The organism is Bradyrhizobium sp. WCU1, assembly GCF_053474805.1.
Genome location: NZ_CM130280.1, coordinates 5,314,575 through 5,326,500 on the forward strand (window position 1 = coordinate 5,314,575; position 11,926 = coordinate 5,326,500).

Consider the following 11,926-nt stretch of genomic DNA (forward strand, 5'->3'; position numbering starts at 1 on the left):
AAATCCGAAATCATGTTGACGGACCGTGGAAATGCCGACGCCGACGCGATGGACGAGGGTGCTTTGCCCGGGCCTCGGTCGCGGCTTCTCAACCGCCGGGCGTTTCTAGCCGGCTCTGCTGCCGGTCTCGCCGCACTGAGCGTAGCCGGTTGCGCATCCGACTACATGAGCCTCGCCGAGGCGGAGAAGCTCTACGGGCCCGTGCCCGACGAGAAATTCCCGATCCCTGCGGTCGATGTCAGCAAGGTCGATCCGAAATATTTTCGCAAGACAGTGAAGTACGACAGCGGTGAGGCGCCCGGTACGATCATCGTCGATCCCGGCAAATACTATGTCTACCGCATCGAAGGCGAGGGAAACGCGACCCGCTATGGCGCCAATGTCGGCCGCGATGGGTTCCGATGGAGCGGAGAGGCTTACGTCGGGCGCAAGGCCGAATGGCCGACCTGGACGCCGCCCAAGGAGATGATCGCGCGCCAGCCGGAGGCCGGCAAATATGCGCGCGGCATGCCGGGAGGCCTCGACAATCCACTCGGCGCGCGCGTGCTCTACCTCTACCAAAACGGGGTGTACACGCTTTACACGATTTATAGCACCAGCGCCCCCGAAACGATCGGGAACGGCATTACGAGCGGCTGCACCGGCCTCCTCAGCCAGGACATGATCGATCTCTATGCGCGAACGCCCGTCAAGACGAAGGTGATCGTGCTGCCGGCATAGGCGACGGCGTCGGCCGCCGGTCGAGGCACCGCCAGTAGCTCTCCGAGAATCCCGTCGGCTAGACTGTGCCGGCTTGAACGCGTGCGGCTCACCCTGGTGTCACGGCGAAATCCGGACAGCAGGCCGAAGCGCTGCGTGCTCGTTGCACAAGCATCGAGGGCGCTATTTGTCGGGTCAACGTCGTGGCCGCTATGGGGCAAAGGCAGCCATCTCGATCGGGGAGATTGGGTCCGCTTCACATCAACAAGCCGACGTTCCGATGCTCAGGGCGAATTTCGGTTATGGGCCCCAGAAGCGGAAGTAGGCAAGGACTTATAATAAATAGCATTACAGATGACGGCTACGCCATTAAGGGTACGGTTTCTGCCTTAGAACCTGCCGAGTAAGCGCTTTGCTCACCTCGCGATCTTTCCTCGCCAACGACATTATTTCTCGGCTATCCTGTATTGCAACATCGGCTCGTCGCAAGAGATCGCCTATTGAGGCGCGTGAACTCATCTCCCTCTGCGCGAGGATCTCTCTGGTTACATCTCTCACGTGGTGTACCAAGGCGAGAACAGAACCTCCCTCGTCTATCATCGCCCAATTCTTCGGATGCCAGTAGCGAACCTCCCATGGCCGCCTTTGCGGTTTAATGTCATACCGCTGCAGGGGCATCACGTCCGCGCGGCCGGTATGCATCACCGCGTCAAAAGACGCTTGAAGGTTGCGCACACCATCAGCCCTAAGATCGTGCGGGCTATCAGGGAAGACTTCGAACATCGACATGCTCGCGAGGGCATCGCGCTCCATCGCGACGTCGGCAAGATACGAGTCGTTGGCATCGATGATCCGCAACTCTGGAGTAAGCACGAGGAGACTAATCGGCGCAGTCTCGAACAGAAGGCGGCAGGCTTTTTGAGCGTTGAGCATTTGTGCTGCGGGAGAGCGAAAAGTCGGGTGGTGGAGAGCATCCATCATGATCACCTTTCTCGTGCAGTCAGCTCCTGTACTCGGGGCGATTATGTTCACTTATACCGCTTTGCGAACCGTTAGGGACCATTGAAAATGCGCCAGCAATCCGAGTTGAGCCAAGTCGAACCCAGGTTTCAAACGCCAATACTCGGCTTTGTGCGTGCTGCACGTCAGGCTCGGCTTGTATGATCGCGATAACATGGAACTGCGGCACTTGGAGCAAGCCGAAAGCGAATCTATTTCAGGCAAACGCTCGTTCAGGCTGTCAAGACAACCGTGTGCAATGGCGCGGAGAGGGGCTACCGCCGCTTTGGGTCAAAGGCTGCCCCCGGCAGCCGGCATGCCCTTGGTCGGGTCACCTCTCGGAAGCGGACATCGCCGCGCTCTGGGCTGAGGTCAGCCACGGGCCAAGAGGCGACATAACGCTGCCAGTCCCAGGCGGTCCGGTCGCGTTCGCCCGTCGACACACGCCGAGAATGTCAATTCTTGATCCCCGTCGAACAAAAAAAGACCGCCTGGCAGCGGTCTCTCCGAGTCTAACCGGGTGCTCCATCAAGCAGCTCGCTTGAACGCCTCCCGCGCAGCCTCATTGGCGCGATCGAAGGCCGTGCGCGTTTCCGTCAAGGCCGCCATGAGTGCGGACCATGACTGGGTTCCCGCCTGATTCAACTTCTCTAGTTTTTTCTCCGCCTCGACTGCATCTGCGTTCATGCGCTTAACGGCGGCGTCGATATCGTCCCGACGCTCAGAGGCGAATTTCTTGGCATCGCGGCCAAGCTTCTCGGCTACTTCGCGCCACGCTTTCAATTGGGCATCGGCTTGAAGCTTGAACGTCGCCTGCTGGTGCTCGATTTGCTTGCCGAAGCTTTCGACATATTTCTTGACCTCGGCCTGGAACAAGCCCCAGTCAGCCTCAAGCTTTGCTTTTGTCTGGATCCACGCGGCCTCGTTAGCTTCCGACTGCTTCTTCATGGTGTCACGGAAGTCATCACGCTGCGAGCGCAGATCAGCAAGAACCTTCTTCGCTTTGTCGCGGACATCGGCCTGCACCTCGGCAGCCTTGCCCTCAAGCGAGGTCACCGTTGCGTCCATTTCGTCGAGACGCTCTTTGGCCCAATTTGTAAAGAAGTGGATATTGCTTTGTGTAGCCATTTACTGGTCTCCATGAAGTCGAATAACGCCGCCCCATGTTGCCGATTAACATGCCGCGCCAAGCCATTTTTGATGTGAGTCAAAGAGTGTTCTGCGGTCTGACCAAATTTCACTCAAGAAGTTGCGAGTTCCGAAATGGGTCAGAAGCGGACTTCAATGCATCTAAAGGACGCTGACTAACCACTCCCGCAGCCATTTGTGCTGGGCATCTCCATCCTGACGAGGATGCCAACTGGCCAATACGTCAACTTTCAGCGGAGCCAAGTTCGGTTTGAGAACATGCCGGGCGCCCTGGTCATTGTCTCGCCGCCAGATCCGCGATCGACTTCATCACCGCGTTGCGGATGCCGGGGTCGTCGAGGATGTGGCTTGCGCCATCGACGATGCGGACTTCGCTGCCTCGCCGGGCGCGCGACGAGCGCGTGCGAGGTCGCGGGCGGGCACCAGCAACACTGCGCGGCGGTCCTTCGGATCATTCCATCCCGGCTTCGCAATCCGGCAAAGGGCTTGCCCTCGATATTTCAATGAATGCTGAAATGTTATTGACAGCGGACTTTATTTCGATAAATACTGAAGTATGAAAAAGACCGATGCTGTTGCCGCCTTGGCGGCACTCGCGCAGGACAATCGCCTCGATATATTCCGGCTGCTCGTGCAAGCCGGACCGGAGGGCATGCCAGCGGGCGCAGTCGCCGGCGCTCTCGATCTTGCGCCCAATACGCTGACATTTCACTTTGACCGGCTGCGCGCGGCGGGTCTTGTCAGCGTTCGCCGCGAAGGCCGCTCGATGATCTATGCCGCGCAGTTCGAGCAGATGAACGCGCTCCTTGGCTTCCTGACTGAAAACTGCTGTGGCGGCGCGCCCTGTGCGCCTGCCGCCGCCGAATGCAAACCGGCGCGCAAGCGCACGAAAATCCCAGCCTGAAAGGACACTCCATGAAGCGCCTTCATGTCCACGTCACCGTGAGCGATCTTTCACAGTCCGTAGGCTTCTACTCTGCCTTGTTCGCTGCCCAACCAACGGTTCTCAAGACGGATTACGCAAAGTGGATGCTCGATGATCCTCGCGTGAATTTCGCCATTTCGGCCAGAGGCCGCGAGCCCGGCCTGGATCATCTCGGCATTCAGGTTGAGAGCCAAGAGGAGCTTCACGAGGTCTACGACCGCTTGAGTCAGGCGGGGGGCAACATCATCGAGCAGGGCGAGGCGGCCTGTTGCTACGCCAAGTCCGAGAAGTCGTGGATCGACGATCCCGCAGGCATCGCCTGGGAAACCTTTCACACGACCGGCGAGAGCACGGTCTATGGTGATGGCACCGGAGAGAACACGGCGCGCGTCGCGCATGGCAAGCAATCGGCCTGCTGCGCCCCGCAGGCAGCGCCAGGTTCTTCCGCGTGCTGCGCGACGTGACGGTGCGCCGTGGCTGATCGCCCATACAACGTTCTGTTCCTCTGCACCGGAAACTCGGCGCGCTCGATCATTGCGGAAGCGATCTTGAACAAGGTGGGCGCAGGTCATTTCCGCGCCTACAGCGCCGGCAGCCAGCCCAAGGGCCGGGTCAATCCGCACGCCATCCATCTTCTCGAAAACATGGGCTACGATACGTCGGGCTACCGCTCGAAATCATGGGACGAGTTCGCCAAGGCCGGCGAGCCCCAGTTCGACTTCGTGTTCACGGTCTGCGATAGCGCGGCGGCTGAAGCATGCCCGGTCTGGCCCGGACATCCTGCAACAGCCCACTGGGGCATTCCTGATCCGGCTGAGGCGAAGGGGACGCCGGCCGAAATCGCGGTCGCATTCGAGGATGCCTATCGCATGCTCAATCAGCGAATTGCCGTCTTTACCGCGCTGCCTCTGCGATCCATCGACGCGCTCAGCTTGCAGGGCAAGCTCCGAGAGATCGGGCAAATGGAAGGCTCGACGGCCAAGGCCACGGAAGCGCATTGATGCCGACGCTGGCGCGCCGTCTGGTCGCGGAATTGCTTGGCACGGCGCTTCTCCTGGCTGCCGTCGTCGGCTCCGGGATCATGGCCCAGAAGCTCGCGGGCGGGAATGTTGCGCTCGCGCTGCTTTGCAATACCATCCCAACCGGCGCAATTCTCGCTGTGCTCATATTGGTCTTCGGACCGGTCTCAGGCGCGCACTTCAATCCTGCCGTAAGTCTCGCGCTCTCGATTCGGAGCGAACTGCGTTGGCCAATTGCGGTTGCCTACATCGCTGCTCAGATCGTTGGAGCCGTCGCGGGAGTATGGGTGGCTCACCTCATGTTTGAACTGCCGGTGCTGCAACTCTCGATGACGCAGCGTTCCGGCAGCGGGCAATGGCTCGCTGAAGCGGTTGCCACCTTTGGCTTGCTCCTGACCATATTCGGTTGCGCCGCCAGGGCACCGGGGGCGATTCCGTATGCCGTCGGCCTGTACATCACGTCGGCCTATTGGTTCACAGCCTCGACCTCGTTCGCGAATCCGGCGGTGACAATCGCGCGCTCGCTTTCCGACACCTTTGCCGGAATAGCGCCCGGCGGCGTTGCCGCTTTTATCGTCGCTCAGTCCGTCGGCATGCTGGCTGCGGTTGCCCTCGCCGGGTGGCTGTGGCGCGAGAGGAAGCCGGCATAGGCCATGGGCATTACCGTTGACAGTGTACGGGTTGCATCCGCCGCAGACGCGGCTTCTATCGCAGCGATCCATGCTCCATATGTCCTGGCATCCGTACTGGCTTGCTCAGCCCGGACATGCTCGCCCTCTATTCGCGAACGCTCGTCAAGACGGAGGTGATCGTGCTGCCGGCATAGGCAACGGCGTCGGCCGCCGGTCCGGGCGCCGGATGCGCGAGCAGTTCAACCTGGCTTCGACGACGTCGGCGGCCGGGACATCCGCGTCAATCAGGGGGCGACTGCTATCCTGCCCACCGTCTCGGCGAACCGGGCCGGGGCCTTGCCGGCTTCTCCGAGGAGGTCGGCCCTCGGATGTGGCGCGACACGCTCGGTGGCGCCCACCGTCTCAACTCTCGTTCTTGTAGATCTTGCCGTCCTTCATGATCACCTTGAAGTTCCTGGCGGGGTCGGCGACCAGATCGATATTTTCGAGCGGATTGCCGTCGACCAGCAGAAGATCGGCCAGCGCGCCCTGCTCGACGACCCCGAGCTTGCCGGGATACGGATTGCGCTTGCCGGACAAAGCCAGCAATTCGGCGTTGGTCGACGTCGCCATGACCAGCACTTCGCCGGGCGTGTACCAGCGGGTGAGCGAAGCGAGGATCGCGCCCTGCCGCTTGGCCAATGCCCCGGAGAACAAAACGTCGGTGCCCCACGCCGTCTTGATCTTATACTTCCTTGCCAGTTGGTAGGTCCTGGCGATGCCGGGCCAGACTTCATCGGCCTTTGCCCGCTGCACCGATCCGGCCGCCAGGCCGGTTCGCATTTCTTCGGGAAGCGGCTGCGTGCTCAGCCACACGCCCTTGTCCGCAATCAGCTTCGCGGTCGCCTCGTCCATCAGGAAGCCGTGCTCGATGCATTGCACCCCGGCTGCGATCGACCGTTGGATCGCCGCGGGGGTGAAGGCATGCACCGTGACGTAAGTCCCCCAGTTCTCGGCCGCCTCGACCGCGGCGTGCAGCTCCGCCTCCGTGAAGGTCGACACGTCGATCGGACTGAAGGGCGAGGAGACGCCGCCGCCGGCCGTCAGTTTGATCTGGGAAGCGCCCTGCATGAGTTGCTCGCGGACGCGCACGCGGACTTCGTCCGGGCTGTCGGCGATCATGCTGCCTCCGACCTGTTCCATGCGCGTCAGCATGCCGCCGATCGTCCGCGGCAGATCGGATAATTGGCGGAAATCGCCGTGTCCACTGGTCACGGTGATCATCGCGCCGGAGGGATAGATGCGCGGTCCGGCGATCAATCCTTGGTCGATGGCGTCCTTCAGGCCGAAGGTCGGGCCGCCGAGGTCGCGGATCGTCGTGAAGCCCCGCATCAATGTGTCGGTCGCCTCGACACCGGCGGCGATGTTGTTGAAGCCGACGTCGCCCATCGCCTGAGCGGGATTGGTCCGGATCAGCATCGCATGCCAATGGTTGTCGATCAGGCCAGGCATCAGCGTCCGCCCGCTGCCGGCGATCACGGTGCTGCCGGGCTCGGCGGTGATCGGCGTCGCCGAGATTTTCTCGATGACGTTGCCTCTCACAAGGACGTCAGACGGCGCCGAGAGCGAACCGCCCTTGCCGTCGAAGATGCGTACATTTTGAAATAACGTCGTGCTGATGGGCGCCGGTGGAGTGCCCTGGGCGCAGACCGCGGGCGCCAGACCGAGGGCTAGAAGCGGAAGCGTGGCACGAAAGGCTCGCAAGGACAGGGCAACCATCGCAGATACCTCGCGGATGGAATCCAGCAGTGAGCGCCGCCTGTGACAGTATCGCATCTGGACGGTCGCCATTTGCGGACCGTCACGCCGGCATCAATGCTACCAGAGCGGGTCTGACAAGTGAAGTTCAATGCGTGTACGCTCGCGCTGTCCGCCGCGATGTAAGCGCCCCGACGCCAAGGACGTCAATGAGTGCACTTGCCGGATTTCTGATTCGAATCGCCGACCGGCTGATTGCGATCATCGGCTTTCTGGGCGCTGTGGCTGTCGCGGCGGCGCAGCATGTCCGCAGTGGTGGCCGCGCTGTTTTTCGGCGTCGTCGGATGGTGGATCGCCATTCCCCCGTCACATGATCGTCATTGGCGCCCGGAAGTGGCCGTCATGCCGCGGGCGTTCATCGACGGCGACCGCGTGCGGTTCACCGGCGTGCGCGATTTCGACTATCGTTCGCGCAATGATTACACGGTGCGCTACGAAGAGCGCGAGGTGCAGCTGTCGCATCTGAAAGCTATCGATATCGACAGCTATCTGTATCATTCGGGCCGGATCAACACGAACCTGCCGTTCGATGAATTGCGGCTACGCTCCCTGATCAATCCGGCCGCACAGGCAGCCGACGGCGTGGGCCGATTTCTCGGAGCGGATCAGCGTCCCTGCCGCCGCGTTGATGAAAAGCCGCTCGCGATGTGATGCAGCGTTTGCTTTCGCGTCGCCTTGCGGGCGCTCCGGCTTATGAGTGTGCCCTGGTCATTGTCTTGTCGCCAGATCGGCGATCGCCTTCATCACGGCGTTGCGGATGCCGGGGTCGTAGAGGATGTGGCCGGCGCCATCGACGATGCGGACTTCGCTGCCCAGCCAGCGCGCGGCGAGTGCATGCGAGGTTGCGGGCGGGCACAGCAGATCGTAGCGGCCCTGCACCAGGATGCCGGGAATGCCGGCGAGCTTGCCGGCCTCGTCCATCAGCTAAAGCGCTCTCTAGGACAGCATCTCACCTATCTTTACCGCTAGTTCTTCGATCTGAAAGGGCTTGCTTATCATCGCCATGTTTGTTCCGAGGAAGCCAGCTCGAATGGCGGCGTTTGCGGCATAGCCCGTGACGAAGAGGATCGGCACTTGCGGGTGATGCTTGCGAGCGACTTCGGCAAGTTGCCGGCCGTTCATGCCGGGCAGTCCAACATCGGAAATCATCATGTCTATCGGACGACCGCTTTCCAGCAGCTTGATTGCGGAGTCGGAATCAGGTGCTTCGATCGTTCGGTAACCCAACTCCGATAGCAGTTCGCCGATGAGAAGACGAACCGAAGGGTCGTCTTCGACAAGCAGAACAGGCTGACCGGCTCCTTGCGGAGACGCTTCATGATGGACGGTGGTCTCGATCGCGCTTTGATCCGCAGCCGGCAGGTAGATCTTCGCGGAGGTGCCTTGGCCCGGTGTCGAATGGATCCGGACCTGGCCGTTTGACTGCCGTGCGAACCCGTAGACCATCGATAGACCGAGACCGGTACCTTGCCCCACAGGCTTTGTCGTGAAGAAGGGATCAAAGGCCTTTTCGATCAGGTCCGGCGTCATTCCGACTCCGGTGTCCGAAACTGCCACGACCACGTAGCGGCCGGGCGAAATACCTGGTCGAGACCTCGTATATGTCGCGTCGAGGTCAACTACAGACGTCTCGACGGTAAGCTTGCCTCCGTGAGGCATCGCGTCGCGCGCGTTGATGGCGAGGTTAAGGATGGCGTTCTCGAGCTGATTGGCATCCACTATGGCGGCGGGCACCTCCTCGTTGGTTTGGATGGCGATCGAGATGTTCTCGTCCACAGTGTGATGCAGCAGGTCCGAAAGCGACCGGACGAGAGCATTGATATCGGTCGGTTTGCTGTCGAGAGATTGCCGGCGCGAGAAAGCGAGAAGTCGTGATGTCAGATTGGCAGCACGGTGCGCCGATGTGCTCGCCGCGTCCATGAAGCGATTCAAGTCGTCGAGCCGATTGGATGCAATGCGTCGTTTCATCAAATCGATGGCGCCGATGACGCCGGTGAGCATGTTGTTGAAATCGTGCGCAATGCCCCCGGTGAGCTGACCGACAGCTTCCATTTTCTGGGCTTGGATCAGTGCAGATTCCGCCCGCGACCGCTCTGCCGTCTCCCTGCGGAGATCGGACAAGGCCTTCTCGAGCTCCGCGGTACGTTCGGCTACCTGCAACTCGAGCGTCTCTGCGGCCTTCGCCAACCTTTGCTGCGCGAGCTTTTGCTCGTTGATGTCGACGACGACGCTTATCGCGCCCGTGATCGCGCCGTCGTGTCTCACGATTGGCACGCTGCTGATGCGGGTCCAGACTGGTCCCTCTGCCGAGCCCGTGTAGAGAAATTCGACCCCGGTCACATGTTCGCCCTGCAGTGCACGCGCGCTCGGAAAACGGCTTCGCGAGAGCGGAGAGCCGTCGATGTCCTGCGCTAGCCATTCATGTTCCGCTGCAGGGTCGAAAGCGGGGCTTTTGCCGGACTTGGAAAAACGTCTGAATGCCGGATTCGAGAGCAGTTCAGTTCCGGTCTTGTCAAGAAACACGACCCCGACCGGTAGGTTGTCGAGAAGCGTTCTCAAGCTCGCCCGCTGCGTGTCCAGCTCCGCGAGTTGATCGCGCATCAGAAATTGCCGCTGCCGCGCCCGCATAGCCGAGGCGATCGTACTCAGCAGGGATTCGCTGCTGAGTGGCCTCTCGAGCAAGACCACATTCGTCGCGCTTGGCGGCAGCTTGCGGCGGACCGCTTCGTTCGGACGCTCGCATCCTGCTCGTCGGCCGAACAGCAGAATGAATGGAATGTCCGACCACGCCGGTTGGGCAGTCAAGGCGGATTGCAGCGCCGACGTATCTCCGCCGAGTGCTTCCTCGGTCATCAGAATGACGCCCGCATGCGCATCGACGAGTGGCGCGAGTTCGGCGAACGTGCCGCAAATCTTGGTATCGTAGCCCTGAGACAGCAGTAGCCCCGATACGCTCTCCGCATCGCGGCCATAAGGGGCGATGATCAGGACGCGATGGCCCTCGGCTACTGTCCTATGCACCTGAACCGCGATCTTCCATGAGAGGATTGGCTACGCCCGTGTAATGCGGTGCTCCGGTCAAGATGCCCGTGAACTCCGACAGAGGCTCGCCGACCCTTACGCCCCGATCGTCGATGCGCATCTCGCGGATCGTATCTTCGTGCCTTCCCGACCTGTTTTTGACGACGGAGATGGCCTTCCGGATACGTCCTGCAGCCTCGAAGAACCGGAGAAGGATGACCGTGTCTGCCAGATACGAAACATCCAGACCATTTGTCTGCATATTTCCAAAGAAGCCGCTTTGGGGATTAATCATCAGTGTCAGGACGCCGGACTGGCTCAGGTAGGACAGCAGTTCGTGAAGTTGCAGAATGAGCTGCTGCTCCTGCGGCATGGCGGCGACGTAGCCGCTGAGGCTGTCGATCATGAGGATCTTGATGGAGCGTTGTTGAACTTCCTTGATAACGTTGGCGGCGAACTCGCCCGGCGAAATCTCCGCAGGGTCGATCTGCCGAACGACAAGCTGCCCCTTATCGATGCACGCCCGAAGGTTGAGGCCCATTGCTTCCGCGCGCGCCAGAAGGGTGTCGATGCGCTCGTCGAATTGATAGACCGTCACCTTCTCTCCTCTCTCGCAAGCGGCAGCAAGATATTGCAGCCCGAGAGTGGTTTTTCCGGCGCCGGAAGGTCCGGTGATGAGAACTCCTGTGCCGCGCGCAGGACCGCCATTCAGCAGCGCGTCAAGTTCCGGTATGCCGCTACGAACACATTCGTTCGAGTATTCGATTTCATGCTCGGCTGCGACCAGTCGAGGAAAGATATCCAAGCCGCCACGCCGAATGACAAAGTCGTGGAATCCGGCGATGAAATCCACGCCTCGGAGTTTTTGAACCTGAAGCCTTCGCCGTGCTGCGCCAAAGTCCAGCGTCAGCCGGGATAGGGTAATGACGCCATGGCAAAGGCTGTGCAAGTGATTGTCCGAATTTCCGCCTGACCCGGTGAAGTCGTCCACCAGCAAGACGGTCGTACTGAGACCGGAGAAAAATTGCTTGAGAACGAGAAGCTGCCGCCGATACCGGAGTGGATCCTGGGCGAGCAGCCGCATTTCGGAGAGACTGTCGAACACGACCCTTGTCGGCTTGATCTTCTCGACCTGCGCCTTGATGAGCTTGATCGTTTCTCCAAGCTCGATCTCCCAGCTATGGAGTATCGACTGATCTCTGCCCGGGCCGAGGACTTCGTCCGCGGCGCTCAGTTCAAAAATATCAATTCTGCTCAGATTCCAACCGTGGGAGTCCGCGACGACCTGGAGCTCTTCCTTGGTTTCCGACAATGTGATGTAGAGTACGCGCTCGTTCTTGGATTGCCCGTCTTGGAGAAATTCGAGCGCAAGCGTCGTTTTGCCTGAACCGGGCGTTCCCTCGACAAGGTACAAGCGGTTGCGTGGCAAGCCTCCACGAAGGACATAGTCGAGGCCAGCGTTGCCGGTCGAAATGCGATTGCGTGTGTGATCCATGGCGCGCGTTTGATAAAAGGCTTAATACTCATCGTTCTGCACGAGACGGCAGAGGCACAAGGCTGCTGCCAGCGCACGTCGCCCGCCGCAGCTAGGAGTGTTCACTATTGAACATAACCCTCGCCTCCGAGGCTTAAGTCAGCGAAGGCGATCCCACTCAAACCCATGTTCCTGTCATTCATTGTTCCTG

11 protein-coding genes and 1 pseudogene are annotated in these 11,926 nt (G+C 60.5%); 6 read left to right on the forward strand and 6 right to left on the reverse strand.

Going from position 1 to position 11,926, the window contains the following annotated elements; all coding sequences use genetic code 11:
- Positions 1 to 12: 12 nt before the first annotated feature.
- Positions 13 to 720 carry a L,D-transpeptidase gene (locus ACTUWL_RS24510; protein ID WP_021080063.1) on the forward strand — a complete coding sequence of 236 codons (708 nt, stop codon included), beginning with the start codon at positions 13 to 15 and terminating at the stop codon, positions 718 to 720.
- Between the two features lie 348 nt (positions 721 to 1,068).
- Here the strand turns inward: ACTUWL_RS24510 and ACTUWL_RS24515 are convergent, their stop codons facing one another.
- Both ACTUWL_RS24515 and ACTUWL_RS24520 read right to left on the reverse strand, forming a co-directional pair.
- Complete coding sequence (locus ACTUWL_RS24515) at positions 1,069 to 1,680, reverse strand: PAS domain-containing protein (RefSeq protein ID WP_058606185.1); 612 nt, start codon at positions 1,678 to 1,680, stop codon at positions 1,069 to 1,071.
- A 546-nt stretch (positions 1,681 to 2,226) separates the two neighbouring features.
- Positions 2,227 to 2,826, reverse strand: a complete 600-nt coding sequence (locus ACTUWL_RS24520; RefSeq protein ID WP_021080062.1) for a hypothetical protein — start codon at positions 2,824 to 2,826, stop codon at positions 2,227 to 2,229.
- A gap of 577 nt (positions 2,827 to 3,403) precedes the next feature.
- Here ACTUWL_RS24520 and ACTUWL_RS24525 point away from each other — a divergent pair.
- The 4 genes from ACTUWL_RS24525 to ACTUWL_RS24540 are packed head-to-tail and all read left to right on the forward strand — an operon-like array spanning position 3,404 to position 5,441.
- Positions 3,404 to 3,751, forward strand: a complete 348-nt coding sequence (locus ACTUWL_RS24525) for an ArsR/SmtB family transcription factor (protein WP_021080061.1) — start codon at positions 3,404 to 3,406, stop codon at positions 3,749 to 3,751.
- Positions 3,752 to 3,762: 11 nt separating this feature from the next.
- A complete protein-coding gene (locus tag ACTUWL_RS24530) occupies positions 3,763 to 4,236 on the forward strand; it encodes an ArsI/CadI family heavy metal resistance metalloenzyme (RefSeq protein ID WP_021080060.1) in 474 nt (157 codons plus the stop codon).
- Positions 4,237 to 4,245: 9 nt separating this feature from the next.
- A complete protein-coding gene (locus ACTUWL_RS24535; RefSeq protein ID WP_021080059.1) occupies positions 4,246 to 4,773 on the forward strand; it encodes an arsenate reductase ArsC in 528 nt (175 codons plus the stop codon).
- The gene (locus tag ACTUWL_RS24540) at positions 4,773 to 5,441 is read left to right on the forward strand and encodes an aquaporin (protein WP_021080058.1); all 669 of its coding nucleotides are present in this window, start codon (positions 4,773 to 4,775) and stop codon (positions 5,439 to 5,441) included. Before ACTUWL_RS24535 ends, ACTUWL_RS24540 begins: the two co-directional genes overlap by 1 nt.
- 384 nt (positions 5,442 to 5,825) lie before the next feature.
- On the opposite strand, the gene ACTUWL_RS24545 is transcribed toward ACTUWL_RS24540, so the two are convergent.
- Positions 5,826 to 7,181 (reverse strand): metal-dependent hydrolase family protein, encoded by a 1,356-nt coding sequence (locus ACTUWL_RS24545; protein WP_021080057.1) that lies wholly within the window; start codon positions 7,179 to 7,181, stop codon positions 5,826 to 5,828.
- Positions 7,182 to 7,463: 282 nt separating this feature from the next.
- Here ACTUWL_RS24545 and ACTUWL_RS24550 point away from each other — a divergent pair, with 282 nt between their 5' ends.
- Positions 7,464 to 7,871: a hypothetical protein gene (locus ACTUWL_RS24550; RefSeq protein WP_021080056.1), complete on the forward strand. Its 408-nt coding sequence runs from the start codon at positions 7,464 to 7,466 to the stop codon at positions 7,869 to 7,871.
- A 57-nt stretch (positions 7,872 to 7,928) separates the two neighbouring features.
- Here the strand turns inward: ACTUWL_RS24550 and ACTUWL_RS24555 are convergent.
- From ACTUWL_RS24555 to ACTUWL_RS24565, 3 genes and pseudogenes are all read right to left on the reverse strand, one after another.
- Positions 7,929 to 8,144: pseudogene (locus ACTUWL_RS24555) on the reverse strand (alpha/beta hydrolase); the annotation flags it as partial.
- A 12-nt stretch (positions 8,145 to 8,156) separates the two neighbouring features.
- Positions 8,157 to 10,241: a hybrid sensor histidine kinase/response regulator gene (locus tag ACTUWL_RS24560; protein WP_021080054.1), complete on the reverse strand. Its 2,085-nt coding sequence runs from the start codon at positions 10,239 to 10,241 to the stop codon at positions 8,157 to 8,159.
- A complete protein-coding gene (locus ACTUWL_RS24565; protein WP_021080053.1) occupies positions 10,234 to 11,736 on the reverse strand; it encodes an ATPase domain-containing protein in 1,503 nt (500 codons plus the stop codon). The genes ACTUWL_RS24560 and ACTUWL_RS24565 overlap by 8 nt, the downstream gene beginning before the upstream one ends.
- Between the last annotated feature and the right edge of the window lie 190 nt (positions 11,737 to 11,926).

Excerpts from the sequence above, each read along its gene's own strand:
- ACTUWL_RS24510 (WP_021080063.1), top strand. The coding sequence starts at position 13 with ATGTTGACGGACCGTGGAAATGCCGACGCCGACGCGATGGACGAGGGT.
- ACTUWL_RS24515 (WP_058606185.1), bottom strand. The coding sequence starts at position 1,680 with ATGATGGATGCTCTCCACCACCCGACTTTTCGCTCTCCCGCAGCACAA.
- ACTUWL_RS24520 (WP_021080062.1), bottom strand. The coding sequence starts at position 2,826 with ATGGCTACACAAAGCAATATCCACTTCTTTACAAATTGGGCCAAAGAG.
- ACTUWL_RS24525 (WP_021080061.1), top strand. The coding sequence starts at position 3,404 with ATGAAAAAGACCGATGCTGTTGCCGCCTTGGCGGCACTCGCGCAGGAC.
- ACTUWL_RS24530 (WP_021080060.1), top strand. The coding sequence starts at position 3,763 with ATGAAGCGCCTTCATGTCCACGTCACCGTGAGCGATCTTTCACAGTCC.
- ACTUWL_RS24540 (WP_021080058.1), top strand. The coding sequence starts at position 4,773 with ATGCCGACGCTGGCGCGCCGTCTGGTCGCGGAATTGCTTGGCACGGCG.
- ACTUWL_RS24545 (WP_021080057.1), bottom strand. The coding sequence starts at position 7,181 with ATGGTTGCCCTGTCCTTGCGAGCCTTTCGTGCCACGCTTCCGCTTCTA.
- ACTUWL_RS24550 (WP_021080056.1), top strand. The coding sequence starts at position 7,464 with ATGTCCGCAGTGGTGGCCGCGCTGTTTTTCGGCGTCGTCGGATGGTGG.
- ACTUWL_RS24565 (WP_021080053.1), bottom strand. The coding sequence starts at position 11,736 with ATGGATCACACACGCAATCGCATTTCGACCGGCAACGCTGGCCTCGAC.